The organism is Glycomyces albidus, assembly GCF_009451885.1.
GTDB classification, from domain to species: Bacteria; Actinomycetota; Actinomycetes; order Mycobacteriales; family Micromonosporaceae; genus Glycomyces; species Glycomyces albidus.
The window spans coordinates 1-25,173 of record NZ_WIAO01000005.1 but is presented as its reverse complement, the minus strand read 5'-3'; the positions used below and the strand labels follow the sequence as shown (position 1 = coordinate 25,173).

The following is a 25,173-nucleotide window of genomic DNA, read 5'->3' as shown; positions in this document are numbered from 1 at the left end:
GTATGCTACCTCATGCATACGTGTTGAGACGCTTCCGACGCTCGAGTGGTCGGGCGGTGTTCTCGGCGTGTCTCCCGGTCTCATGCATCAGCAGCCCGGTTCTCGGACTCAGGCTGGTCTGGGAGTCTGGCGGTGAGGTCGACCTCGACGAGCTGGTCCGCGTAGCCGAGGGCGGTCACGCCGGTCACGGTGCTGGCGGCCTTGAACGCGGGGCCGAGTTCGGGGTGTTCGGCGAGGCGGTGCCAGGCGCCGCCGACGGTGTTGCTCTCACTGCTCACCACGTAGACGACCGACCGCACGACATCCTCGGGCCGCGCTCCGGCCGCGGCCAGCGCGGCGAGGCAGTTCGCGGCGACCTGCTCGATCTGCCGCTCCAGGTCGCCGACCCCGACGACGTGCTCGTCGGCGTCGACCGGGCACTGCCCGGCGAGGAAGGCGAGGCGCCCGGCCTCGACGATCGTCACGTGCTCGTAGCCGCCGGTGGGGTGGAGTTCAGGTTTCGACACGCCCCGAGGCTATGCACCGCCGCCGGGCCCGGCAATCGAATTCGCCGGGCCGTGCGGCGGTGTCGGGCGCTATTCGGGGTGGGCGAGCCTGTAGCGGAGGCCGGCGTCCTTCTCGGTGACCATGCGTTCGAGGTCGACCTGGAAGTTCGCCATCTTCTCGCGGAGGGCCTCGTCGGTGGCGCCGAGGATGCGGACGGCGAGGAGGCCGGCGTTGCGGGCTCCGGCGATCGAGACGGTGGCGACGGGGATGCCGGCGGGCATCTGGACGATGGACATGAGGGAGTCCATGCCGTCGAGGTGCTTGAGCGGCACGGGGACGCCGATGACCGGGAGCGGGGTCGCGGAGGCGACCATGCCGGGGAGGTGGGCGGCGCCGCCGGCTCCGGCGATGACGACCTGGAGGCCGCGGGCGGCCGCGGAGTCGGCGTAGCCGAGCATGCCGTGCGGGGTGCGGTGGGCGGAGACGACGCGGACTTCGTAGGGGACGCCGAACTCGTCGAGGGCGGCCGTGGCGGGCTCCATGGTGGGCCAGTCCGAGTCCGAACCCATGATGACGCCGACGCGGGGCTTGCGGTCTGCCATTACTCGCCTTCCTGGAGCCGTTCGGCGGCGCGCAGGGCGCGGCGCCGGAGGAGTTCGGGGTCGTCGCCGCGGACGGTGACGTGCCCGATCTTGCGGCCGGGTCGGACCGCTTTGCCGTAGAGGTGGACGTGCGCGCCGGGGTCGTCGGCGAGCAGGTGCTGGAGTCGCTCGTCGAGGCGGGGCCCGCCGGCGCGGCCGCCGAGGACGTTGGCCATGACCGTGTAGGGGGCGACGGTCGCGGTCGAGCCGAGCGGGTAGTCGAGGACGGCGCGCAGGTGCTGCTCGAACTGGCTGGTCTCGGCGCCCTCGATGGTCCAGTGGCCGGAGTTGTGGGCGCGCATCGCGAGTTCGTTGATGAACAGGCCCTTGGAGGTCTGGAAGAGTTCGACGGCGAGCATGCCGCAGACGCCGAGTCCGGTCGCGATGGTCTCGGCGATGCGCTTCGCCTCGTCCGCGGTCTCGGGGGCCAAATGCGGCGCGGGGGCGATGACCTCGGTGCAGATGCCGCCGGACTGGACGGTCTCGACGACGGGGTAGACCGCGGTCTCGCCGCGCGGGGAGCGGGCGATCTGGACGGCGAGTTCGCGCTGGAGGGCCATGCGCTCCTCGGCGATGAGGCGGATGCCGGAGGCGAGGACGGCCTGGGCGTCGGCGAGGGTGTCGATCATCCAGACGCCTTTGCCGTCGTAGCCGCCGGTGGCGGCCTTGAGGACGCAGGGGAGGCCGAACGCCTCGACGTCGGAGATCGAGTCGACGGGGGCCCAGCGCGGCTGCGGGAGGCCGAACTCGGCGAGGCGGGTGCGCATGGCCTGCTTGTCCTGGGCGTACAGGAGGGCCTCGGGGCGGGGCTGGACGTCGACGCCTTCGTCGACGAGCGTGCGCAGGACGCTCTGGGGGACGTGCTCGTGGTCGAAGGTGACCACGGTGCAGCCCTTGGCGAAGGCGCGGAGGTCCTCGAGTTCGCGGTAGTCGCCGAGCACGGTCGCGGGGGCGACGACGGCGGCGCTCTCGGCCGGGTCGCCCGCGAGCACCTTGAGGCTCTGGCCGAGGGCGATGGCGGCCTGGTGGGTCATGCGGGCGAGCTGGCCGGCTCCGATCATGCCCACGGTCGGGAGTTGGGTCGCGGCATCCACGGGCTGAGCCTAACGCGTGCATATGGGCGCGGGACCGCATTGTGAACGCGGCGTGACCTGCGTCCTTGCGGGGGTCTGCGGGCCGGGGATTCGTTGTGTCACCCGGTGATCGGATGTTCGGGGCGGGAGACCGCGGCGAGTTCGTCGGGGTCGATGCCGAGGACGCCGCAGAGGGCCATGATGGTGAAGAACGCCGGTGTGGCGATGCGGCCGGTCTCGATCTTGCGCAGCGTCTCCGGGGAGATGCCGGCTTCGGCGGCGACGTCCGGGAGGCTGCGCGGGCCGCGGGCCGTGCGCAGCGCCCGGCCCAGCGCGCGGCCGCGGTCGTGCTCGTCGGGCCTCAGCGGCGGTCGGATCATACCGGTATTATAGTACCGGTATACAAATACCGGAACCGTCTGAGAGGCCGTCCATGATCGAGCTGTACTCCCCCGCCGAGGTCGAGGCGATGCGCCCCGCGGGCCGCTTCGTCGCCGCGACGCTCGCCGAGCTGGCGCGGGTCGCCGACGTCGGCATGAACCTGCTCGAACTCGACGACCTGGTGGCCCGGCGCATCAAGGAGGCCGGGGCGGTCTCCTGCTACGTGGACTACCACCCGTCGTTCGGCGGCAGCCCCTTCGGGAAGGTCCTGTGCACCTCGGTGAACGACGCGGTCCTGCACGGCCTCCCGCACGACTACAAGCTCAAGGACGGCGACCTGGTGAGCTTCGACTTCGCGGCCGAAGTCGACGGGTGGGTCGCGGACTCGGCGCTGTCGGTCGTCGTCGGCACCCCGCGGGAAGAGGACCTGCACCTGATCGACACGACCACGCGAGCGCTGGAGGCCGGGATCGCGGCCGCGCGGGCCGGGAACAAGGTCGGCGACATCGGGCACGCGATCGCGACGGTCGCGCGCGGCGACGGCCTGAGCGTGAACACCCAGTTCGGCGGGCACGGCGTGGGCCGGACGATGCACGGCGACCCGCACATCCCCAACGACGGCCGCCCGGGCCGGGGCATGAAGCTGCGGCCGGGCCTGGTCATCGCGATCGAGCCGTGGTTCCTGCAGACGACCGACGAGATCGTCTACGACCCGGACGGGTGGACGCTGCGCAGCGCCGACGGCTCCCGCGGCGCGCACATGGAGCACACCGTCGCGATCACCGAGGACGGGCCGCCGATCATCCTGACCGCCAGGGACTAGCGCGGTTCGAAGCAGGCGGCGGGGGCGTCCGGGCCGGGATCCGGCCCGGGCACGGGCCGCCTAGCGGTCGGCCTCGGCGCGCTTGAGGCGCTCCAGGCGGTCGATCATGCGCTCGGAGACGATCTCCTCGGCGGTGACGGCGTACCCGTAGTGGTCGCGCCAGTCGCCGTCGATGTACAGGTACCGCTTGTGGAGGCCCTCGCGGCGCAGGCCGAGTTTCTCGGCCACGCGGTTCGAGGGCCCGTTCTCGGGCCGGATGTTGACCTCGATGCGGTGCAGGCGCCCGACCGTGAGCGCGTGGTCGACGACGAGCGCCAGCGCGGTGGCGGTGATGCCCTTCCCGGCGTGGCCGCGGTCGATCCAGTAGCCGGCGTATGCGGACCCGAAGGCGCGGCGGACGATGTTGCCGACGGTGAGGCCGCCGACGAGCCGCCCCTCCCAGCAGACCGCGAGCGGCCAGCTCGTGCCGTCCTTCACGGAGCGCTTGAGGCCGCGCAGCATCGCGCGGAACGCGGCCGGGGAGTGGGCTTCGTGCCAGGTGGTGCCGGTGCCGGGTTCCCATGGGGCGAGCCAGGCTTCGTTGGCGCGTCGCAGTTCGGACCAGCGGTTCGCGTCGGAGCGGCGGAAGGGCCGGACGCTCACCTGCTCGTGGCTGAGGTGCACCGGCCATCCGGGGTTGGAAAGGGTCATCGGTCTCGGTCCAGCTGCGGTAGTGGGACGGTCGTCGGAGGCCGTCGGTGTGCGGAACGTCGGCGGCGGCCCGGATGCGGGGCGTCCGGACGGGCTCGGGGAAGCGAGCGTAGCGATCGGCGGGCGGGGCGGCTCGTACGGGTCATCGGTTCCTGTCCAGCAGGAGCACGTCCACCGTGGACCCGGCGGGCACCCGGGTCGCGTTCTCGCCGATCGTCATCAGACCGGTGGCCTCGGCGAGGCCGGAGAGCGTGTACGAGCTCGAGCCGAGCGGGGCGACGGTGTAGCCGCCGCCGCGGCGCTCGGCGACGCGGACGGGGCGGAATTCCCTGAGTCCGCTCGGTGAGGATACGGGCTCGGTCAGGTTGGCGCGCACGCTGGGCCGGAAAACCGGCTCGGCGCCGGCGAGCCGCTGGATGAGCGGGCGGGCGACGACCTCGAACGCGATGGTGGCGGCGACGGGGTCGCCGGGGAGGCACACGACGGGGACCTCTTCGGGGCCGATGGTCCCGAAGCCCATGGTCTCGCACAGGTACACGGCGATCGGCGTGAAGTCGACCGCGCCGTCGCGGGAGAAGGTGCGGCGGACCATGTCGCCGGGGCCGGTGCCGGTGCCGCCGGTGGTGATGACGAGGTCGGCGCGGAGGATCTGGTCGTCGAGGACGTTCCGGAGCGCGTCGGGCTCGTCGTCGCAGATGCCGACCCGGTAGGCGTGGGCGCCGGCTTCGGAGGCGGCGGCGGTGACGAGGTGGGAGTTGACGTCGATGAGCTGGCCGGGCTGGGAGGGGCGGCCGGTGTCGACGAGTTCGTCGCCGGTGGCGATGACGACGACGCGCGGCGTGGGCCGGACGACGACGTCGGCGATGCCGGCGGCGGCGAGGAGGCCGACGAGCTGGGGCGTGACGCGGCGGCCCTCGTGGGCGAGGATCTCGCCGGCGGAGCGCTCGGATCCCATGCGGCGCACGCCGTGCCCGCGGCGGGGCACCTGGCGGACGTCGACGGTGGCCATGCCCTCGTCGGTCCACGCGAGCGGGACGACGATGTCCGCGCCGACCGGGAGCGGGGCCCCGGCGGCGACGGAGAAGCAGGTGCCGGCGACGAGCCGCACGGGCCGCCACGAGGACGCGGCGAGGTCGCCGAGGACCTTCAGGCCCACGCCGCGCTCGGGACTGGCGCCGGCGATGTCGTCGGCGGCGCACGCGTACCCGTCGATCGCGGCGTAGTCGAAGGCGGGCAGCGGCCCGGGGCTGACCGCGTTCTCGGCGAGGACCGCGCCCGTCGACTGCGTCATGTCGATGTCGACCGGGGGCAGGGGGCGGACGAGCGCCAGCGCCTTCGACAGGAAGTCGGCCAAAGGCGTCGCGTCGCCGGTCCCCATCTCTCCTCATCCCCCCGTGCTGGTCAATCGCTCACGTGCGCCGCCTGGCGGCGGTGCGGTCAGTCCAGTGTCGCACTGAATTCGCGCAGCCAGGCGTTGAAGCCGGGCAAGTCGTCGCGCTGGGTGGCGAGCTCGACGAGGGTCTGGAGGTACTCGACGGGCTGGCCGGTGTCGTACCGGCGGCCGCGGAGGATGACCGCGTGGACTGGGGTTCCGTTGGCGCGCATGGCGTCCATGGCGTCGGTGAGTTGGATCTCGCCGCCGCTGCCGGGCTTGGTCCTGTCGAGGACGGGGAAGATCGCGCCGGGGAGGACGTAGCGTCCGATGAGGATGAGATTGGACGGCGCGTCCTCGCGGGCGGGCTTCTCGACGAGGCCGGTGATCGCGACGATGTCGGGCGTGTCGGTGGGTTCGACCGAGGCGACGCCGTACCGGGAGACCTCGTCTTCGGGGACCTCGAGGAGCGCGAGGACGATGCCGCCGGTCTCGGCCTGGAGGTCGATCATGCGCGGCAGGAGCTTGTCGTCGATCTCGTAGAACTCGTCGCCGAGGAGGACCGCGAAGGGCTCGTCGCCGACGTGGGCGGCGGCGCGGCCGACGGCGTGGCCCAGGCCCTTGGGGCGGCCCTGGCGGATGGTGTGGATCTCGGCGATCCGCTCGGGGGCCTTGATGACGTCGATCAGGTCGTCCTTGCCCTTCTCGGCGAGGGCGTCCTCGAGGTCGGGGCGGGTGTCGAAGTAGTCGACGATCGGGCCCTTGCCGCGGGCGGTGATGAGGGTGACGTCGTCGAGCCCGGCGGCGGCGGCCTCCTCCACGATGTACTGGAGGACGGGCTTGTCGACGATCGGCAGAAGCTCCTTCGGGACGGCCTTGGTCACCGGCAGGAAGCGCGTGGCGTTACCGGCAACGGGAATGACGGCTTTCGTGGCGCGAGGCGCAGTATCTGACATACGGCGAGGGTATCGTGGGCACGCAGCGTCAGGTCTCGGCCACCCTGGAGAACAGCGCGTGAACGGCCGGATTCCGCGATGTCAGGCGCCACTCGAGGCGCCTGCCGCCCCGCCTTCCGCTCGCTTCCCGGGAGCGGCCGGGCGCCCACCGGCCCGGGCCGCTCCGATCGCCTCGTCCCGGCCTTAGACCGCCGCCACGCGCCAGGTGTCGCGTCCGGCGGCCTTGGCGGCGTAGAGGGCCTCGTCGGCGGCGGCGAGGACGTCGTTCGCGGTGTCGGCGTGCTCACCGAGGACGGCGACGCCGATGGAGACGGTGACGCGCAGTTCGCGGCCGCCGGACGCGTCGTTGACCTTGAACGGCCGGGCGGCGACGGAGCGGCCGAGGCGTTCGGCGACCGCCGAGGCGCCGAGGGCGTCGGTCTCGGGCAGCAGCACCATGAACTCCTCGCCGCCGTGGCGGAACGCGAGGTCGACCTCGCGGATCTGGCCGGTGATGCGGCGGGCGAGCTCGATGAGGACCTGGTCGCCGACCGGGTGCCCGTAGGTGTCGTTGACGGCCTTGAACCGGTCGAGGTCGATCGCGAGGAGCGCGGAGGGCCGCTGGTAGCGGCGGGCGCGTTCGGCCTCGCGGCGCAGCGAGGTCTGCATGAACCGGTAGTTCCACAGGCCCGTGAGCGGGTCGGTGAGGCTCAGGCGCTGGGCCTGGCGGTGCAGGAGGACGTTCTCGACGGCGACGGACGCCTGCCCGGCGAAGGTGCGGAGCGTGTCGACGTCGCCGGGCTCGAAGTCGTCGTCGGCGATCCGGTTGTAGAGGGCGAGGACGCCGAGGACGCCGGAGTCGGTGCGCGGGGCGTCCGCGTCCTCGGGGTCGGCGGGGGCGCGGCCTTCGAAGGGGACGGCGACGATCGTGCGCGCGTCCGGTTCGGTGTCGGCGCGGCGGCGGTCGCCGAGCCGGCCGCCGACGATGCGGCCGTGCGCGGGGGCGCCGCTGGCGGCGATCGAGCCGATGATGCCCTCGCCGAGGCGGATCGTCGCGGGCTGGTCGATGCCGAGGTCGCCTTCGCCGGCCCGCTGGCGGAGCTGGTCGGCGTCGTCCACGTCGACGAGCATGATCACGCCGGCCTCGGCGCCGGCGGTGACCATCGCGGTGTCGAGGATGACCTCGAGGATCCGGTCGAGGTCGAGCGTGGCGGTGAGGGTCTGGCCGAGGCGGCCGAGCTGGCCGCGCATCTGGTCCCGGGAGGCGGTGAGAGCGTTCACGTACGCCTGGGTCTGCGCGGTCATGCGGTTGAAGGCCAGCGCGAGGTTGGCGACCTCGTCGCGGCCGTGGACGGGCACGCGCACGTCCAGGTCGCCTTCGGAGACGCGCTCGGCGGCCGCGGCGACCTCGTGGAGGGGCCGGGTCGTGGAGCGGGCGAGCCAGGCGGCGAGGGCCATCGCGCAGAGGGCGGAGACGGCGACCATCGCGGCGAGCGTCCAGTACATGGGGGTGACGTTCGTGGCGACGGTGCCGATGCTCAGGGGCAGGAACGCGTTCGTCGAGTCCCAGCGGCCCGCGTCCACGTCGCCGACCCGCAGCGGGCTGGAGCGGCCGTCGAGGAGGACCAGGTCGGCGTCGGCGACGTTCGCGATCCGGTCGAGGAAGCCCCGGTCGACGACGCGGAACGCGCTGAACACGGAGGTGGTGCCGTCGGTGTTCTGGACCTCGGCCTGCGCGCCGAGGGCGACGATCGGGCCGGTGCCGGCGGAGGCGGCGGCCTCGCCGCAGTCGACCCAGGCGCCTTCGGGGGCCTCGGCGCCCACGTCGGGGCTCGCGACCTGCCCGGCGTCCTGGAGGCTGGTGAAGACGACGCCGTCGACGACCTTGCGGTCGACGACGAGCTGCGCCATTTCGAGCGCGTCGGCGCTCCCGCCGCTACTGTGGCTGAGTGCCACCACCGCGGCCGACGCCTGGATGCGCTCGCAGATGGTCCCGAGGGTCGAGTCGACCGTCGTCACCGCCGAGTTCGCCAGCGCCTCGCCGCGGGAGTCCGCCAGTTGGGACATGACGGCAGCGACGAAGACGGCCCCCACCAGGACCGGCCCGAGCACGACGACGAGGAACGCCGTGGTGAGCCGTGAGCGCAGCGACACCGAAGCCCCCTCAAGTTCACTCCCTAGAAGACTACCTAGAGCTACCGACCGGACACGACACGGCATCTGGTTTTCCAGCAGTCTGGCCGAAAGGACGAGTGTGATCGCCTTTTCGGGGGAATCCTTCCAGGTGACACAGGTCGATGGAGGGAATTGGCATGCATGAGAGCAAGCAGGCGGCGCGTCGCGCGCTGCTCGACGCGCGCACGGCGATGCCCGGAGAGGCCCGCGCGGCCGCCGACGTGGCGACGTGGAAGGCGTTGCGGGACTTCCTGATCGAGGTCGTCGACGAGGGCGCGACGGTCGCGGCGTACCGGCCGTTCGGGGCCGAACCGGGCTCGACGCTCGAACCCGAACTGCCCGAACGGCTCGCCGTGGTCTACCGGGTGCTGCTGCCGGTGCTGTTGCCCGACAACGACCTCGCCTGGGAGCGGGTCGAAGCCGATGGGGCGCAAGAGGACGCGGCCGCGGCCGGGGACCCCGGGGAGGCGCCGGAGCCGGCCCGGATCGAGGACGCGGCGGCGGTGATCGTCCCCGGCCTCGCCGTCTCATATGATGGGATCAGGTTGGGTCGCGGCGGCGGCTCGTACGACCGGGCGCTGGCCCGGGTCGGTCCGCAGGTCCCGGTCGTGGCCCTGCTGCGCGACCCCGAACTGGGGATCGAGGTCCCGGCGGAGCCGCACGACCGGCCGGTGACGGGCGTGATCACGCCGGCGAAGGGGTTCGTGTCGCTGCGCTGAGGCGCGGGCCCGTGGCCGATGCCTCACTTGCGCACCGGATGGGATTAGCACTCGGCGGTGTTGAGTGCTAATGTCGATCCGGTCCCGTGTGAAGTCCTGGAGGTTGGACGTGCCTGTCTACGAATACCGCTGCAAGGAGTGCGGTTACGAGTTCGACAAACACCAGTCGTTCGCCGAAGCGCGGTTGACGGACTGCCCGAACTGCGAGGCCAAGGGCGCGCTGCGCAAGGTCTTCGGGAACGTCGGCGTGACCTTCAAGGGCAGCGGGTTCTACCGCACCGACTCCCGCTCCACGGACTCGTCCTCGCTCAGCTCGAACGGGTCGCAGAACGGCGCGAAGAAGAGCGAGTCGAAGTCGGAGTCCTCGGCCGCGAGCGGTTCGAAGAGCGAATCGAAGCCCGCGGCGGCGTCCTCCAGCACCAGCTCCACCGCCAAGGCCGCATAGGCGGCCTGCACGGCCGGAGGCCGGACGGCGCGTCCGGCCGAACGCACGGCTGAGCAGGACGGCCGAGAAGCTGCTGAGAAAGCACGGCCGAGAAGCACTGCCGAAATGCACTGCCGAGCGGCTCGCCGGCAGGCCGCACAACTGGGGCCGCTCCGCGCGGTCCAGGAATCTCCCCCGGTGCCCGGTCGCGAACGCGGCCGGGCACCGGCGTGTTCAGCGGGTGCCGTGCCCGCCGGCGCCCGGCTCGGCCTCGTCGGGGGACTCCGCGGATTCGTCGGAGCCCTGCTGGGATTCCTCCAGGCTCTGCTCCACTTCGGCTCGGCTCTCCTCGGCCTTCGACTCCTCGGAGCCGGCGAGTCCTTCGGGGTCGACCGGCGACTCGTTGGCGACTCCGGACTCGCCTTCGCCGCCCCAGAGCGGCAGCTCCCCGAGATAGCGGTCGGGGCGCTCGCGCACGATCGACCACCAGATCGATTCGGCGAGCGTGCCCTCGGGCGAACTGCCGTCGCCCTCCTTGGTCTCGTCGCCGGCCCACACCGCGAGCGCGAGGCTCCCGGCGAATCCGGCGTGCCAGGTCGGGGAGGCGTTCGAGCCGACGCCGAGATCGGGGCGCAGTCCCAGCTCCGCCTGGTCCGCGAGCGTGCCTTCGAGGAGGGCGCCCGCCGTCAGGTTGGCCGCCGCGGGATCGACGGCGTGCTCCGTGACCTGCGGTTCGGCTTCGTAGACGACGCCGTCGGGGCCGTCGGCGCGCTCGACGAAGAACGGCTCGGCGGCGGTCCCGCCGGAGGCGAGCGTCGCGTACACCGAGGCCGTGTCGAGGGTCGTGACCGGGTAGGCGCCGATGCCGACGTCGGGTTGGAACGCGCCGCCGCCGGGCGCGACCTCGGGGAGGACGCCCTGGTCGTCGGGGCGGTGCGGGTCCCAGAAGGTGCGGACGCCGAGGGATTCGGCGGTCGCGGCGACCAGGTCGCCGCCGAGGTCCTCGGAGACCGCGTACACGGGCGTGTCGAGCTTCTCGATGACCGCGGCGAGCAGGGTCGTCTCGGGGTCGGACGCGCCGCCGGTGTTGACCAGATCCCTCGGTTCGCCGTCCTCGTCGAGGTAGGTCGCGAACCGCTGCGGGGAGGAGCCGTCGAGGGTCTGCGTCCACGGGTCGTACCCGGCCTCGATCGCGGCGACGGCGGGGACGACGTTGAACGCGGTCCCCGGGAGGTGCCCGACGTCGTCGGCGAGGTCGAGCCCGGCGCCGTTCTCGCCGCCGTAGTAGGCGAGGACGCGGCCGGTGCCGGACTCGACGGCGGCCAGTGCGGCCGCGAGGTCCTCGTCCGCGGCGGCGACGCCGCGGATGCCGCTGTGGTCGAGGACGAGGGCCTGGAGGTCGGCGTCGAGGGTGGTCGTGATGTCGAGGCCGCCCCGCATGACCTCGTCGGTGGTGATCCCGGCGTCGGCGAGTTCGCGCAGGACGAATCCGTTGGTGACGAACCCTTCGGGGCCGAGGCCCTCGGGGTCGTCGGTGGGGTCGAGGGTCTCGGGGAGCTCGGTGATCGCGTCACGCTTGACCTGGTCGAGCCTGCCGATGGCGACCATCTGGTCGAGGACGTAGTCCCAGCGGTCCGCGGCGTCCTCGACGCTGCCGCCCTGGCCGTAGGGGTCGCGCGGGTCGTAGGGGCCGTCCGGGGACTTGAGCTGGGCGACCAGCAGCGCGGACTGGGAGGTCGAGAGGTCGGCGGCGGGCTTGCCGAAGAACGCCTGCGAGGCGGCCTCGACGCCGTACGCGCCGCGCCCGAAGTAGGCGATGTTCAGGTAGTGGTTGAGGATCTCGTCCTTCGTGTACTCCTCCTCCATCTTCATGGCCATCGCGGCTTCGCGGGCCTTGCGGAGGTAGGAGCCGTCGCCCCGGATGTCGGCGACCAGGCCCACGTACTGCTGGGTGAGGGTCGAGGCGCCCTGCCGGTCGCCGCCGGAGACGTTGTTGACGAGGGCCCGCAGGACGCCTTTGGCGTCGACGCCGGGGTGGTCGTAGAAGCCCGCGTCCTCGGCGGCCACGAGCGCCCACTGGACGTCGTCGGCGATCTCGTCGAGGCCGACGGAGGTGCGGCGCTCGGCGGCGAGTTCGCCGAGGACGGTCTCGCCGTCGCTGAAGTAGACGGTGGATCCCTGGCTGAGGGCCGAGTCGAGTTCGTCGGGGAGGTCCACGCTCGCGTAGAAGACCGAGCCGACGACCACCGCGGCCCCGGAGAGGATCGCCAGGACCAGCCCGAGTGCGATGAGGCGCCGGCGTCCCCGGCGCCGCCGCCCCGGCCGCTTCGGATCCGGCTGCTTCGCTGCGTCCGCGGCAGTGCGGCGCGCGCTGTGTCGGCCTGCCATACCCCGTTAGACGCGCTGCTTTCAGGCAGTGGTTGCCAAGCCGCACATGGCAACCCGAAGCGTGACGGACCGGTCTCAGATGGCGAGGACGACCGCGGTGGTGACGACGAGCTGGGCGAGGGCGATCGGGACCAGGCCCTTCCAGCACAGCGCCTGGATCTGGTCGACGCGCAGGCGCGGCCAGGCGACGCGGAGCCAGATGACGACCGCCGCGAGCGCGCCGGTCTTCACGAGCGTCCACAGCCAGCCGAGCGACTCGGGGCCAGGGCCCCGCCAGCCGCCGAGGAAGAGGACGGCAGTCAGTGCGGAGATGACGACGATGCCGACGTACTCGGCGAGGAGCAGCAGCGCGAACCGGAGCCCGGCGTACTCGGTGAGGTAGCCGAAGACGAGTTCGGAGTCGGCGACGGGCGCGTCGAACGGGGGCCGGCGGATCTCGGCGAGCCCGGCGGTGAAGAACACGAGCGCCGCCGGCGCCTGCCACAGGAGCCACCACGGGTTCCACGCTTCGACGATCGCGGGCAGGCTCAGGGTGCCGGCCGCGACCGCGACCGACGCGGCCGCGAGCACGAGCGGCAGCTCGTAGGCCATGAGCTGCGCGGCGCCGCGCAGGGCGCCGATGAGCGTGTACTTGTTCGCGGAGGACCAGCCGGCCATGAGGACGGCGAGCACGCCGACGCCGACGAGCGCGACCACCACGAACAGGCCCATGTCGAGCGAGGAGCCGACGAGGTCGCCGGGGCCCAGCGGGATGAACAGGACCACCAGGAGGTACGGCAGGAGCGCGACGGCGGGCGCGAGCTTGAAGACGGGCTTGTCGGCCGCGTCCGGGACGAGGTCCTCCTTCTGCGCGAACTTGACGCCGTCGGCGATCAGCTGGGCCCAGCCGTGGAAGCCGCCGGCGTGCATGGGCCCGAGCCGGCCCTGCATGTGCGCCATGAGCTTGTGCTCGGTCTGGCCGACGAGGAGGGGCAGGACCAGGAACGCGGCCATGACGGCGGCGACCTTGACGGCGATCTCAAGGAGCATCGGGCCGCCCGGTCCGCCGATCGGATGCGGGTTCCTGCGGATCGGCGGGGGCCTGGGCGCCGCCGGAAGCGGCCGCCGGCGGTCCGGCTTTCGGTTCCCCGGGACCGGCGGACGGTTCCCGCGGGTCGCCGCCGGCCGCCTGCGGCTCCGGCTCGATCCAGTCCTCGGGGACGCCCGGCGGCCGCTTCGGGGCGCGCTTGCGGGCCGTGCCGTGGCCCTCGCCGGGCTCCTTCGCGCCGGGCCATGGCTTGACGACGCGGGACGCGAGCACGAAGTCCTTGCGGAGCGGGTGTCCCTCGAACTCGGGGGCGAGGAGGAGCGGCTTGAGGTCGGGGTGGCCGGGGAAGTCGACACCGAACATCTCGTGGGTCTCGCGCTCGTGCCAGTCCGCGCCCGGATAGAGGTCGGTGACGGAGGCAAGGGCGCCCTCGGTGAGGAGGGCGCGCAGGAGGACGCCGCGCTTCTCGGCGACCGACCAGACGTGGGCGACCACGCGGAAGCCCTCGGGGCCCTCGTCGACGGCCGAGAGCCAGTCGAAGAAGTCGCAGCCGAGGACGTCGCGGCAGGCCCGGACGGCCTCGTGCCAGTCCTTGGGGTCGACGTCGGCGACCGCGCGCGGGCCGTCCGTCCCGGTCTGCTCGACGCCGAGGGCGCCGCGCACCCGCTCGTTCCAGTCGGTCATTCGGGCCTCCTCAGCGGCGGACGAAGACTCGGCTTCCGCTGCGAGCCGGGTTCGGCCCGCGGGGTGTCGCCCTGCGCGGTCGCATCGGCTCGCGAGCTTCGCCGCTGTGCGCCCTGGCCGGCTCGCGGGCCCTTCCGGAGCGGCTCGGCGGCGATCCGCTTCTGGAGCTCGCCGATGCCGTACAGGAGCGCCTCGGGGCGGGGCGGGCAGCCGGGAACGTACACGTCGACCGGGATGATCTGGTCGACGCCCTTGGTGACGCAGTACGAGTCCCAGTAGGGGCCTCCGGAGTTCGAGCAGGCGCCGAAGGAGATGACGTACTTCGGTTCGGGCATCTGGTCGTACAGGCGCTTGATCGCGGGCGCCATCTTGTCCGTGACCGTGCCCGAGACGACCATGAGGTCGGCCTGGCGCGGGGAGTGCGCGAACGGGATGACGCCGAGGCGCATGAAGTCGTGGCGGCTCATCGAGGCCGCGATGAACTCGATGGCGCAGCACGCCAGCCCGAAGTTGAAGACCCACAGCGAGTACTTGCGGCCCCAGTTGAGGACGAACCGGATCGGGTCGCCGAGCATGCTCGACTCGTCGCCGGGGCGGGCCGGGAACGGGAGCCTCACCGCCACCGCAGCACCCCCTTCCTCCAGGCGTACGCGAGGCCGAGCGCGAGCACACCGACGAAGAGGCCCATCTCGACGGCCGCCGCGGCCCCGAAGGCGCGGAAGACCGCGGCCCACGGGAACAGGAACACGGCCTCGACGGCGAAGAGCACGAACAGGAACGCGTAGACGTAGTAGCGGATCTGGACCTGGGCCCAGTCCTTCCCGACCGGGTCGACGCCGCACTCGTACGCCGCGCCCTTGGCCGCGGACGGCGCCGAGGGGCGCAGGATCCGGTTGGCGGTCATGGCGACGGCCACGAACGCGAATCCGACCAGCAGCAGGACCCCGAACGTGACGTACTCGCCGAGGCGGGAGGTGTCCATATCGACACCCTAATGCCGCACAGGGGTTCTGCGATACCCGTGCGCGCCGGTTCGGGGGCGGAAAGCCGCGGCCGGGCCGAGCCGCGGACGGCCGGGGGCCGTCGCGGATCTTCGCAGCGGAGCCGCAACCGAGCGGCACTCACACACGTGTTGGAGCTGTACACACCTATGCAGACCTATGGAGGTCTCCATAGGCGGGAAGACGAGCCGACACTCAGAAAGGGGTCACCGCCCGTGACCGCTGCCAGCGCACCGCCGCTCCGCGACAACGCCGCGGTCCAGGCCGAATTCGCCCTGGTCGTCGGCAATTGGGCGGACAATGGGGTTCGGGGACCCCGCGATCGGGCCGCCGACACTATTGTCGACATAGCGACCCCCCCTCGTGTCTCCGGGCGCGCCAAAGCGACAATGGTTGCCGCCGGGCACGAACATCAGGGCCCGTTGAATGCCCTAGTTTCCCCTACCTGCGCAGGAGCGGATGTGCGAACGGAGGCGGAGTTCACCGACCTCTACGAGAATCACTTCTCGGAGCTCGCCGCTCAGGTGTGCGCTTATCTCGGTGACGCCGCCGAGGCGCAGGACCTCGTCCAGGAGGCGTTCCTGCGGGCGTGGCAGCGCTGGGACAAGGTCGGCGGCTACGAGGAGCCGGTCGCGTGGGTCCGCCGCGTCGCATGGAACCTCGCCACCAGCCGGCACCGCCGCAACCAGGTCGCGCGGAAGTTCCTCCAGAAGTCGTCCGCCCCCGAGGCGGCCCCCGCCGCGAGCCCCGACCACGTCGCGCTCGTCGCCGCACTGAAGCAGGTCCCCGCCAAGCGCCGGCAGGCGCTCGTCATGCACTACATGGCCGACATGACGATCAGCGCGATCGCGAAGGAGACCGGCGCCCGCGAGGGCACCGTCAAGTCCTGGCTGCACCGCGGCCGCAAGGAACTGGCCGCGCTCCTCGCTGACCCGGACGACACCGCGGTCATCAGGACCGGTGCCCGCAAGACCGACGCGGCCCCGGCCGCCGACCCCGACACCATGCCGATCCGCATCCGCGGCGGCGCGGCCGCCCCGCGCCTGCCGCGCGCCGCGGGCCGCCGAGCTTCCGTGAAGGAGGACCGTTCATGAGTTCCGAATTCGACCGCGAGCACGAGACGGTCGCGGCGGCCTTCCAGCGCCTGAAGGCGGAGTCCTCCGCGCAGTTCCCGCCCCCGCCCGTCGACGAGCTGATCATGCGCGGCCCGGCCGCCCTGCGACGCCGCCGCCTCGTCTCGCTCGCCGCCGTCGTCGGCGCCTGCACCGCGGTCACCGCGGGCGGGTTCGCCGTCGCCCAGACCCTCGGGCCGCTCAAGGACGAGCCGGAAGCGGCCGAGACCTCGACCGGATCCGTGTCCTCCGCCGAATCGGACGAGCACCCGACCGGATCCCCCGGCAACCCGTCCAGCGACGAGGGCGACGACGGCGGCGCCACCACGTTCACGCCGTCCCCGCCCGCCGACGACATCGACGCGCTCCTCATCGCGGGCCCGTTCGAAGGCGACTGGGCGCAGGACTGCGCGCCGGGCCTCCAGGACGCCGACTTCGAGTCCTGGCAGATCACCGGCGACACCGGCTGGAGCATCGCGTTCGCCGCCGAAGGCGACGCGGACGGCGACGGCGAGAACGACACCGTCCTGGCCCTCACCTGCGGCGAGCAGACCGGCGTGGCCGCGTTCAGCGCCGCCGAGGACGAGGCCGGCGAGCCGGTCCTGGCGTCCTTCGGGTGGGTCTGGCAGCCCGACGGCGCCCACGCGCCGACCGCGGTGACCGCCGTCGACGCCGGCGCGGTCACCCTCGAAGGCGTCGACAGCGCCACCGGGGAGGTCTGGACCGTCACGTACGCGTGGGACCCCGAGCAGGCGGTCTTCACGCTCGTCGACGACGGCGCGACCTCCGAGCCGACCGCCGACCCGAGCGAGAGCACCTCGACGCCCGCCGAGACGCCGTCGTCGGACGGGACGACGGCGGGGACCTCGGGCGCGGACGGGTCCTGAAGGGAACCCGCGGCGGCCCGACCGGGCCGCGGCGGGGACCGGTCCGGCGACACCGCGGCACGCCGCGCCGTCCAGTATCCGAGACGGCCTCACGGGCGGGAAACCCCGCCGAGACAGCCGAAACGAGAGGTCTGGGTCACTCATGACGGCTCCAGGTCCCATACAGTGAGAGACGACGCACCTAGTGGTGTCGCCTACATCGCGCGCGCCGCGCTGCGTTGGCACCGCGGAGGCGCGCCCGCGTAGCATCGCAAGTAAGACATGGCGGAGCCCTGCTCCGCCGCCCGAAGAAAGCCGCAGTCCCTGCGCGCCCAAGCACCCGCAAGAGGAGAACTAGGTGAACACCGTCCGGCAGCTCGACCGGGTCGTCATCCGCTTCGCAGGGGACTCCGGCGACGGGATGCAGCTCACCGGTGACCGCTTCACCGCGGAGACCGCCAAGCTCGGCAACGACCTGTCGACCCTCCCGAACTACCCCGCCGAGATCCGGGCCCCCGCCGGGACGCTCCCGGGCGTGTCGAGCTTCCAGATCCACTTCGCGGACACCGACATCCTCACCCCGGGCGACCAGCCCGAGGTGCTCATCGCCATGAACCCGGCCGCGCTCAAGGCCAACCTGCGCGACCTCAAGCCCGGCGGCACCATCGTCGTCAACACCGACGAGTTCACCAAGCGGAACCTCACCAAGGTCGGCTACGACGACAACCCGCTCGAGGACGGCTCGCTCGACGACTACCAGCTCCACCCGGTGGCCCTCGCGAGCCTCACGATCGCCGCGCTCGCCGACTTCGACATCTCGAAGAAGGACGCCGAGCGGTCCAAGAACATGTTCGCGCTCGGCCTCGTCTCGTGGATGTACTCGCGGCCCACCGAGGCCACCGAGGAGTTCCTGCGCGGCAAGTTCAAGTCCAAGCCCGCCATCGCCGAGGCGAACATCGCCGCGCTGAAGGCCGGCTGGAACTACGGCGAGACCGCCGAGGCGTTCGCGGTCCGGTTCGAGATCCCGCCGGCGAAGCTCGCCGCCGGAACCTACCGGAACATCACCGGCAACACCGCGCTCGCGTGGGGCATCACCGCCTCCGGCGTCGCCTCGGGCCTGCCGGTGTTCCTCGGCGCGTATCCGATCACCCCCGCCAGCGACATCCTGCACGAGCTGTCGAAGCACAAGCGCTTCGGCGTCACCACCGTGCAGGCCGAGGACGAGATCGCCGCGGCCGGCGCGGCCCTGGGCGCCTCGTGGGGCGGGGCGCTCGGCGTCACCACCTCCTCGGGCCCCGGCATCGCGCTCAAGTCGGAGACGATCTCGCTCGCGGTGTCCCTGGAGCTGCCGCTCGTCGTCGTCGACGTGCAGCGCGCCGGGCCCTCGACGGGCATGCCGACCAAGACCGAGCAGGCCGACCTCGTGATGGCCATGTTCGGCCGCCACGGCGAGGCCCCGATCGCGGTCCTCGCGCCGCAGTCCCCTTCGGACTGCTTCGACATCATGCTCGAGGCGGCGCGGATCGCGCTGACCTACCGGACCCCGGTCATGGTCCTCTCGGACGGCTACATCGCCAACGGCGCCGAGCCGTGGAAGCTGCCGGAGCTGGCCGACCTCCCGGACCTGTCGGTCGAGTTCGCGACCGAGCCGAACGCCGTTGACGCGAAGGGCGAGGAGATCTTCCTGCCGTTCCAGCGCGACCCCGAGACGCTCGCGCGGCCGTGGGCGGTCCCGGGCACGCCCGGCCTCCAGCACCGCATCGGCGGCATCGAGAAGGCCGACGGCACCGGCGACATCTCGTACGACCCCGTCAACCACGACCACATGGTCCGCACCCGCGCCGCGAAGATCGCCGGCGTCAAGGTCCCCGACCTCGAGGTCGACGACCCCACGGGCGACGCGAAGGTGCTCGTCCTCGGGTGGGGCTCCACGTGGGGCCCGATCGGCGCGGCCGTGCGCGCCCTGCGCGAGAAGGGCGTCTCCATCGCCCGCGCGCACCTGCGCTACCTGAACCCGATGCCGCGCAACACCGGCCACGTGCTCGAGCAGTACGACAAGGTCGTCGTGCCCGAGATGAACCTGGGGCAGCTCGCGCTGCTGCTGCGCGGGAACTTCCCCGGCACCGACGTGGTCGGGTACAACAAGGTGCGCGGCCTGCCGTTCACCTCCAACGAACTGACGGACGCCCTGGAAGAGGTCATCAAGAATGGCTGACGTGAAGCTCGACGCGCCGAAGCTGAAGGCCAAGGACTTCAAGTCGAGCCAGGAGGTGCGCTGGTGCCCCGGCTGCGGCGACTACGCCATCCTGGCCGCGGTCCAGTCGTTCCTGCCCGAGCTCGGCCTCGAACGCGAGAACATCGCGTTCGTCTCCGGCATCGGCTGCTCCTCCCGGTTCCCGTACTACCTGAACACGTACGGGATCCACTCGATCCACGGGCGCGCCCCGGCGATCGCCACGGGCCTCGCGGTCTCGCGCCCCGACCTGTCGGTGTGGGTCGTCACCGGTGACGGCGACGCCCTGTCGATCGGCGGCAACCACCTCATCCACGCGCTGCGCCGCAACGTGAACCTGAAGATCCTGCTGTTCAACAACCGGATCTACGGGCTCACCAAGGGCCAGTACTCCCCCACTTCCGCGCCGGGCACGCTGACGAAGTCGAGCCCGCTTGGCTCGATCGACGCGCCGTTCAACCCGCTGTCGCTGGCGCTGGGCTCGGAGGCCACGTTCGTGGCCCGCACGCTCGACTCCGACCGCGCGCACCTGCACGAGGTGCTGCGCGCCGCGGCCGAGCACGAGGGCTCCGCGTTCGTCGAGATCTACCAGAACTGCCCGATCTTCAACGACGGCGCGTTCGAGGTCCTGAAGAACCCCGAGACCCGCGACGAGTCGATCATCCGCCTCCAGGACGGCCAGCCGATCCGCTTCGGCGACAAGGTGGTCGTGCAGTCCGGTTACGGGCTCCAGGTCAAGGACGCCGCCGAGGTGGACGAGTCCGAGGTCGTGGTCCACAAGGCCGACGTGGACGACCCGGCGTACGCGTTCGCGCTCTCGCGGCTGTCGGGCGTCGCGCTCGACCACACGCCGATCGGCGTGTTCCGCAACGTCAAGCGGCCCACGTACGACCAGGGCGTCCGCAGCCAGGTCGACGAGGCCGCCGCCGGCGTCGACCGCAAGGAGGCCCTCGACCGGCTCCTGCACGCCGGCGACACCTGGACCGTGCTCTAGGGACGACGAATGGAACGGCCGGGCCCGAGGGCCCGGCCGTTCCGCGTTCCGTGCCTCAGACGAGGGGCTGGAGCTCGGCCGCGGCCTCGCGCAGGCGCAGGCTCATGGGCTCCCAGCGGTCGCGGATGTCGGAGAGGGGCATGGCGACCGCGAAGACCACGCGTTCGGCCGGGCTGCCGTCGCGGCGGACCACGACGCCGGCGCAGGCGACGTCCTCTTTGAACTGGCCGAGCTCGGCGTAGACGCCGGACTCGCCGTAGACGGCGAGGTCGTACTCGAACGCGTCGGGCTCGGTGAGGGTGCGGCCGGTGAAGCGGCGCATCCCCGCGGACCTGAGGAAGCGGGCCCGGTCGCCCGGCTGGAGCGTGGCGAGGAGGGCCTTCCCGAGCGCGGTGGCGTGGGCGCCGTCGTCGAACCCGACGATGAGGTCCTCCACGTGCGGGCTGCGGGTGCCTTCGATGACCTCGGTGACCGCGGGCCGGTCCTCGACGAAGCGGGCCACGAACGTCGAGTAGCCGGTCTCGACCGAGAGGCGGCGCATGTAGTCGCCGCAGGTCTTCGGGCCCGAGATGGCGCGCGTGAGTTCGGAGTAGCGGTCGGAGACCTCCAGGCCCAGCGAGTAGCGGCCCTCGGCGTCGCGGCGGAGGTAGCCCTCGTAGACGAGCGTGCGCAGCAGGTTGTAGGCGGTGGCGCGGTTGAGGCCGCACTCGAACGCGATGCGCGGAGCAGTGACGCCGCCGGCGTGGCGTCCGACGAGCTCCATGATGCGCAGCGCCCGCTGGACGCTCTGGATCAGTTTCGTGGGCTCCGCCCGCCCGCCGGCCTTCGGGCCCGACGATCCGGCGGAGTCGCCCTCGCGGGCCCCCTCCAAGGGTCGCCGCTCCGAAGGAATCCCTGGTCGCTGCCGGTCCACCATGCCGCCGCTCCAATTGCACACCCGTGACCTGGCGGCTGCGGCGCCGTGCGGCGCCCGGCCAGGTCGGCCGTGTTCTAACTATATAAACAACAGTCGGTTGCGTAGTCGTCGCATACAGGGCAGTATCTATGTGTCAGCACCGTTCGCGAACCGGCTCCGGCCGGCCGCGGACAAACCGCGGCGGCGGCGTCGAGTCCCCACCAAACTTCCTCGTCGAAGCCGCGGACATTCGAATAACCGAAACGCGGCGGCTCCCTCCCACCAGGGCCGCCGCGTTTCGCGTCCCCCCACAGTGCACAAGCCTGCGGCGCAAGGCGATCCGCGGCGATCCCGACCTGTACCGGCTGATCACGCCGGGTTCAACGTTCGCACACGCTGCGTGCCCCAGTCAAGGTCAGTCACCCGTATCCGTGAACGCACGGGCCGAATCCCTCGATGTGAACGCGAACCTGGGCACACCGGACCCCTTGGAGTACGGTTGCCAACGTGCCCACCGCCGTCCTCGACCCCTCCAGGCCCAAGACCTCCGTGACGATCGCGGCCGCGATGAGCGTCCAGGTCGCGGCCGTGCTCCCGCTGTTCCTCTTCGGAGGGCTCGCGGTCCAGATCGCCGGCGAACTCGGCATGGGCGTCAGCGAGATCGGCCTCATCTCCGGCCTGTACTTCGCGGTCTCCGCGCTCACGACCGTCCCCTCAGGACGGCTCGTCGACCGGTTCGGGGCGCTCGTGACCGCCCGCGCGGCCGTCGGGCTCTCGGCGGCCGCGCTGCTGGGCATCGCGGCCGCGGCCCACCACCCGGTCGCGCTGACGGCGTTCATGGTCCTGTGCGCGCCCGCGAACGGGCTCGGGCAGCTCGCGTCCAACACGGTCCTGAGCGAATGGGCGCCCGCGAAGCGGCGGGGGCTCCTGTTCGGCGCCAAGCAGGCGTCCGTGCCGCTGTGCATCATGCTCGGCGGCCTCAGCGTGCCCCTCGTGGCCCTGACCCTCGGCTGGCGGTGGGCGTTCGGGTTCGGCGCGGTGCTCGTGCTCGCGGCGCTGATCCCGCTCGCCGGGCTCGGCCGGCCCGCGACCCGGCCGAAGGTGCCCGGCGCGAAGGCGTTCAGCGCCCAGCTCCTCGTGTTCGCCGTCGCGACGTTCCTCGGGGCGACCGCGGCGACGCCCATCGGCTCGTTCCTCACCACGTACACCGTGGACATCGGCGGATCCGAGAGCTGGGCCGGGCTGAACCTCACGATCGGCGGCATCGCCGGCGTCATCGGCCGCACCGCGTTCGGCGCGGTCGGCGACCGCGAGAACGGCCGCGAATTCCTCGTCATCACGCTGATGCTCGTCGGCGGGGCCGCCGGGGTGGCGACGTTCCTGCTCGAGCAGCCGTGGCTCCTGCCGCTCGGGACCGTCGCCGCGTACGCGCTCGGCTGGGCCTGGCCGGGACTCATGAACCACGCCGTGACCAGGGAGTACCCGGACGCGCCCGCGGTGGCGACGTCGGTCACGCAGACCGGGATCTTCCTCGGCGGGGCCGTCGGCCCGATCGGGTTCGGGCTCATCGCCGAGCACTCCGGCTGGGGCGCCGGATGGATCGCCGTCGCGGCCGCGATGGCCGCGTCGGCCCTGTTCATCGTCGTCGGCAGCACGGTCTTCGCGAGGCCCCGGCATTGACGTTCCTCGTTGCGGCGCGGACGACTCCGGAAACCGCCGCGTCTCATCCGACACCGCTCGCACGATAAGGTGAGGCTGTGGTGACCACCCGACGTGCGCAGACCGCGCTGACCTTCACCGACGAGGCGTTCGCCGAGGCGATGCGCGCCTCGCTCGACCTCGTCGAAGAGCGGCTGCTCAAAGCCGTCGACACCGAGCAGCCCCTGCTTCGCCAGTCCGGGTCCCACCTGATCCGGGCCGGAGGGAAGCGCTTCCGGCCGATGCTGACCCTCGCGTGCGCGCACCTCGGGGACCCGAACCGCCCCAACATCCTCGAAGCGGCCGTCGCACTCGAGCTGACCCACCTGGCGACGCTCTACCACGACGACGTCATGGACGAGGCCCTCGTGCGCCGCGGCGCCCCCAGCGCGAACGCCCGCTGGGACAACTCCGTCGCGATCCTCACCGGCGACTACCTGTTCAGCCAGGCCGCCCAGATCATGGCCGAGCTCGGCACCGACGCGGTGCGGCTCCAGGCCGCGACGTTCGCGCGGCTCGTGCGCGGCCAGATCAACGAGACCATGCCCCGGCCCGAGGGCATCGACGCCGTCGAATGGCACCTCGAGATCCTCTCGGAGAAGACCGGATCGCTCATCGCCACCTGCGCCAAGTTCGGCGCCTGGTTCGGCGGCGCCGACGAAGCCGTCACCGCCATCGCCGAAGAGTACGGCGAGGTCATCGGGGTCGCGTTCCAGATCGCCGACGACATCATCGACATCACCTCCGACGCCTCCGGCAAGACCCCGGGCACCGACCTCCTCGAAGGCGTCCCGACCCTCCCGGTGCTGTACGCCCTCGCCGACGACGACCCGGCCGGGGCGCGCCTGCGCGAACTCGTGGCCGGACCCGTCCCCGAGGAGGACCTCGACGAGGCCCTCGCACTCCTGCGCGCCTCGAAGGCCCTCGACCGCGCCAAGGAGACCCTCCGCCAGTACCAGGCCCGCGCCAGGGCACTCGCCGCGTCCCTCCCTGAAGGCGCGGCGCGCGGCGCCCTCGTCGACATCTGCGACTACATGATCGAACGCGACGCCTGACGCGGCGCCTGCCATAATCGAACCCGGCGTATATACGAGCGCACGGTGATCGAGGAGGCACGATGGTCATGGCCCTCGCACGGGAGACAAACCACGCAGTTGACTATGATGGGCCGGAACGGGAGTTCCGCGCACAACTGGCGATCGCGGACGACATCGACGCTCCCGGCCACAACGTCGAGGTGTTCGGGGGGAACATTGTAATGTCGCCGTTTTCCCGGTGGTCGTATGCGAAACCCATGCACTCGTTGGTACGCCAACTGGAGGCCAACGCCCCTGACGGCTACAACGCGCTCGACGCCCCTTTCAAGTTCATCTTCCCCGCATCGCACGCGGCGATCGGCCCGGACGTCTACGTCGTGGACTTGGATGCCGCGGAGAACGACACGCCGTTCGCTCCATGCGAATCGCTCGCACTGGTCGGCGAGCTGACCTCGACTTCGACCCGCGGCAACGACCTGACGGTGAAGCTCGACATCTACGGCAGGTCGGTCCCCGTCTACCTGCTCTTCGACATGAAGAAGCGCGAACTCACGGTGTACTCGGAGCCCTCCGAGCGCGGGTACCGGACCCACACCACGGTCCAGTTCGGGAAACCCGTCCAGATCCCCGCGCCGTTCGACTTCGAGCTCGACACCACCGCTTTCACGGACTGACCCCCACCACCCGATTCACCTGTGTTCCCGCGCGCACCGAGTACGTGCGGGTTGCCCCGGTTCGCTATCGTTCAAGGCGGCCCTCCCCAGGGGGCCTCCTCCTGGTACCGACCTCCGGCGTGCTGCGATCCGCCGAGAAGGGGGCGCAGTGCGAACAAGCGCCAAACCGAAGGCAGTCCTCGCCGCTCAAGGCGTGCTCTGGCTCCAGTTCCTCGTCATCATGCTGATCTACTCCATCGGGCTCCGCTTCCTGTTCGACGCGACGCGCTCGGCGTCGAGCCACGACACGATGCTCGACGTGATCGGCTCCATCGGCGCCGAGAACCTGGTGACGATCACCCTCAGCGTCGCGATCACGGTGTCGATGCCGTACATCGCCGCGGGGATCGGCCGCCGCCGTGCCCGGGTCGTCACGATCGCGTGGTGGGCGCTGGCGATCGTGCCGGCCGCGATGTACCTGTGGATCCTCGCCCGGGCGTACTTCGCGACCTTCCCCGACGAGGCCCCGTTCTACATGAGCGCCGCCGCGATGCTCGTCGTCTGCGGGTCCTTCCCGACCGCCGTGCTCCTGCTGCTGCGCACCCGCGCCGCCAGGGCCTGGTTCGCCGCGGGCGAGCTCTTCGACGACCTCGACCGCGAACTCTCCGACACGGCCGAGATGGACGCCGCCCGGACCCGGTAGGGCCATGACGCAAGCGGAAAGGGGCGCCGGGCTGATTGAACTGGTCCCCGATTGTTGGACTGGTGTTTGAAGGCTAGGCCATGAGGGTCTGGGCCCGGTATGCAGCCGGGGTCAGGCCCTCAAGCCGTGTGTGGATGCGTTCGGTGTTGTACCAGCGGATGTA

Annotated in this window: 26 protein-coding genes; 11 read left to right on the top strand and 15 right to left on the bottom strand. The window is 71.8% G+C overall.

From position 1 onward, the window contains the following. Window positions 1-80: 80 nt before the first annotated feature. The 4 genes from GFD30_RS05995 to GFD30_RS05980 all read right to left on the bottom strand — a co-directional run bounded on the left by GFD30_RS05995 (window position 81) and on the right by GFD30_RS05980 (window position 2,580). Window positions 81-506, bottom strand: a complete 426-nt coding sequence (locus GFD30_RS05995) for a Rid family hydrolase (protein WP_322632991.1) — start codon at window positions 504-506, stop codon at window positions 81-83. 69 nt (window positions 507-575) lie between these two features. After that, a complete protein-coding gene (purE, locus tag GFD30_RS05990) occupies window positions 576-1,088 on the bottom strand; it encodes a 5-(carboxyamino)imidazole ribonucleotide mutase (protein WP_153024306.1) in 513 nt (170 codons plus the stop codon). After that, the gene (locus GFD30_RS05985) at window positions 1,088-2,221 is read right to left on the bottom strand and encodes a 5-(carboxyamino)imidazole ribonucleotide synthase (protein ID WP_322632990.1); all 1,134 of its coding nucleotides are present in this window, start codon (window positions 2,219-2,221) and stop codon (window positions 1,088-1,090) included. Before GFD30_RS05985 ends, purE begins: the two co-directional genes overlap by 1 nt. A 98-nt stretch (window positions 2,222-2,319) precedes the next feature. Then, window positions 2,320-2,580 carry a helix-turn-helix domain-containing protein gene (locus tag GFD30_RS05980; RefSeq protein ID WP_153024305.1) on the bottom strand — a complete coding sequence of 87 codons (261 nt, stop codon included), beginning with the start codon at window positions 2,578-2,580 and terminating at the stop codon, window positions 2,320-2,322. 53 nt (window positions 2,581-2,633) lie between these two features. Here GFD30_RS05980 and map point away from each other — a divergent pair, with 53 nt between their 5' ends. After that, the gene (gene map / locus GFD30_RS05975; protein ID WP_153024304.1) at window positions 2,634-3,404 is read left to right on the top strand and encodes a type I methionyl aminopeptidase; all 771 of its coding nucleotides are present in this window, start codon (window positions 2,634-2,636) and stop codon (window positions 3,402-3,404) included. 60 nt (window positions 3,405-3,464) lie between these two features. Here the strand turns inward: map and GFD30_RS05970 are convergent, their stop codons facing one another. From GFD30_RS05970 to GFD30_RS05955, 4 genes are all read right to left on the bottom strand, one after another. Continuing rightward, a complete protein-coding gene (locus GFD30_RS05970) occupies window positions 3,465-4,094 on the bottom strand; it encodes a GNAT family N-acetyltransferase (RefSeq protein ID WP_153024303.1) in 630 nt (209 codons plus the stop codon). Between the two features lie 142 nt (window positions 4,095-4,236). Then, on the bottom strand, window positions 4,237-5,472 hold the full coding sequence (locus GFD30_RS05965; protein WP_153024302.1) for a molybdopterin molybdotransferase MoeA: 1,236 nt from the start codon (window positions 5,470-5,472) through the stop codon (window positions 4,237-4,239). Window positions 5,473-5,531: 59 nt separating this feature from the next. Then, entirely contained in the window at window positions 5,532-6,422 is an 891-nt protein-coding gene (locus tag GFD30_RS05960; RefSeq protein WP_153024301.1) for a UTP--glucose-1-phosphate uridylyltransferase, read from the bottom strand. A 183-nt stretch (window positions 6,423-6,605) separates the two neighbouring features. Further along, window positions 6,606-8,555, bottom strand: coding sequence for a diguanylate cyclase (locus GFD30_RS05955; protein ID WP_153024300.1), 1,950 nt, complete (start codon window positions 8,553-8,555; stop codon window positions 6,606-6,608). Between the two features lie 158 nt (window positions 8,556-8,713). Here GFD30_RS05955 and GFD30_RS05950 point away from each other — a divergent pair, with 158 nt between their 5' ends. Next, window positions 8,714-9,295 carry a 5-formyltetrahydrofolate cyclo-ligase gene (locus tag GFD30_RS05950; protein ID WP_227995887.1) on the top strand — a complete coding sequence of 194 codons (582 nt, stop codon included), beginning with the start codon at window positions 8,714-8,716 and terminating at the stop codon, window positions 9,293-9,295. Window positions 9,296-9,404: 109 nt separating this feature from the next. Next, window positions 9,405-9,740 carry an FmdB family zinc ribbon protein gene (locus tag GFD30_RS05945; protein ID WP_322632989.1) on the top strand — a complete coding sequence of 112 codons (336 nt, stop codon included), beginning with the start codon at window positions 9,405-9,407 and terminating at the stop codon, window positions 9,738-9,740. A gap of 213 nt (window positions 9,741-9,953) precedes the next feature. On the opposite strand, the gene GFD30_RS05940 is transcribed toward GFD30_RS05945, so the two are convergent. From GFD30_RS05940 to GFD30_RS05920, 5 genes are all read right to left on the bottom strand, one after another. After that, complete coding sequence (locus tag GFD30_RS05940) at window positions 9,954-12,107, bottom strand: transglycosylase domain-containing protein (RefSeq protein ID WP_153024297.1); 2,154 nt, start codon at window positions 12,105-12,107, stop codon at window positions 9,954-9,956. Window positions 12,108-12,182: 75 nt separating this feature from the next. Continuing rightward, window positions 12,183-13,136 carry a complex I subunit 1/NuoH family protein gene (locus tag GFD30_RS05935; RefSeq protein ID WP_153024296.1) on the bottom strand — a complete coding sequence of 318 codons (954 nt, stop codon included), beginning with the start codon at window positions 13,134-13,136 and terminating at the stop codon, window positions 12,183-12,185. Beyond that, window positions 13,126-13,818, bottom strand: a complete 693-nt coding sequence (locus GFD30_RS05930) for an NADH-quinone oxidoreductase subunit C (RefSeq protein WP_153024295.1) — start codon at window positions 13,816-13,818, stop codon at window positions 13,126-13,128. Before GFD30_RS05930 ends, GFD30_RS05935 begins: the two co-directional genes overlap by 11 nt. Beyond that, window positions 13,815-14,393, bottom strand: a complete 579-nt coding sequence (locus GFD30_RS05925) for an NADH-quinone oxidoreductase subunit B (RefSeq protein WP_153024445.1) — start codon at window positions 14,391-14,393, stop codon at window positions 13,815-13,817. Before GFD30_RS05925 ends, GFD30_RS05930 begins: the two co-directional genes overlap by 4 nt. Before the next feature lie 38 nt (window positions 14,394-14,431). Further along, on the bottom strand, window positions 14,432-14,800 hold the full coding sequence (locus GFD30_RS05920; RefSeq protein ID WP_153024294.1) for an NADH-quinone oxidoreductase subunit A: 369 nt from the start codon (window positions 14,798-14,800) through the stop codon (window positions 14,432-14,434). A gap of 480 nt (window positions 14,801-15,280) precedes the next feature. Here GFD30_RS05920 and GFD30_RS05915 point away from each other — a divergent pair, with 480 nt between their 5' ends. The 4 genes from GFD30_RS05915 to GFD30_RS05900 all read left to right on the top strand — a co-directional run bounded on the left by GFD30_RS05915 (window position 15,281) and on the right by GFD30_RS05900 (window position 20,024). After that, complete coding sequence (locus GFD30_RS05915) at window positions 15,281-15,913, top strand: RNA polymerase sigma factor (protein WP_322632987.1); 633 nt, start codon at window positions 15,281-15,283, stop codon at window positions 15,911-15,913. Then, window positions 15,910-16,818 carry a hypothetical protein gene (locus tag GFD30_RS05910; RefSeq protein WP_153024292.1) on the top strand — a complete coding sequence of 303 codons (909 nt, stop codon included), beginning with the start codon at window positions 15,910-15,912 and terminating at the stop codon, window positions 16,816-16,818. Before GFD30_RS05915 ends, GFD30_RS05910 begins: the two co-directional genes overlap by 4 nt. 337 nt (window positions 16,819-17,155) lie before the next feature. Further along, on the top strand, window positions 17,156-19,012 hold the full coding sequence (locus GFD30_RS05905; protein ID WP_322632986.1) for a 2-oxoacid:acceptor oxidoreductase subunit alpha: 1,857 nt from the start codon (window positions 17,156-17,158) through the stop codon (window positions 19,010-19,012). Beyond that, window positions 19,005-20,024, top strand: coding sequence for a 2-oxoacid:ferredoxin oxidoreductase subunit beta (locus tag GFD30_RS05900; protein ID WP_153024291.1), 1,020 nt, complete (start codon window positions 19,005-19,007; stop codon window positions 20,022-20,024). Before GFD30_RS05905 ends, GFD30_RS05900 begins: the two co-directional genes overlap by 8 nt. 55 nt (window positions 20,025-20,079) lie before the next feature. On the opposite strand, the gene GFD30_RS05895 is transcribed toward GFD30_RS05900, so the two are convergent. Further along, window positions 20,080-20,895 (bottom strand): IclR family transcriptional regulator, encoded by an 816-nt coding sequence (locus GFD30_RS05895; protein WP_194201862.1) that lies wholly within the window; start codon window positions 20,893-20,895, stop codon window positions 20,080-20,082. Between the two features lie 531 nt (window positions 20,896-21,426). Here GFD30_RS05895 and GFD30_RS05890 point away from each other — a divergent pair. The 4 genes from GFD30_RS05890 (at window position 21,427) to GFD30_RS05875 (ending at window position 25,010) form a co-directional block, all read left to right on the top strand. Continuing rightward, window positions 21,427-22,599, top strand: a complete 1,173-nt coding sequence (locus GFD30_RS05890; protein ID WP_153024289.1) for an MFS transporter — start codon at window positions 21,427-21,429, stop codon at window positions 22,597-22,599. 140 nt (window positions 22,600-22,739) lie between these two features. Beyond that, the gene (locus tag GFD30_RS05885) at window positions 22,740-23,672 is read left to right on the top strand and encodes a polyprenyl synthetase family protein (protein WP_153024443.1); all 933 of its coding nucleotides are present in this window, start codon (window positions 22,740-22,742) and stop codon (window positions 23,670-23,672) included. Window positions 23,673-23,734: 62 nt separating this feature from the next. Then, complete coding sequence (locus GFD30_RS05880; RefSeq protein WP_153024288.1) at window positions 23,735-24,328, top strand: Uma2 family endonuclease; 594 nt, start codon at window positions 23,735-23,737, stop codon at window positions 24,326-24,328. 148 nt (window positions 24,329-24,476) lie between these two features. Beyond that, window positions 24,477-25,010, top strand: coding sequence for a hypothetical protein (locus tag GFD30_RS05875; RefSeq protein WP_153024287.1), 534 nt, complete (start codon window positions 24,477-24,479; stop codon window positions 25,008-25,010). Between the two features lie 73 nt (window positions 25,011-25,083). On the opposite strand, the gene GFD30_RS05870 is transcribed toward GFD30_RS05875, so the two are convergent. Then, complete coding sequence (locus tag GFD30_RS05870; RefSeq protein WP_322633022.1) at window positions 25,084-25,170, bottom strand: IS3 family transposase; 87 nt, start codon at window positions 25,168-25,170, stop codon at window positions 25,084-25,086. Between the last annotated feature and the right edge of the window lie 3 nt (window positions 25,171-25,173).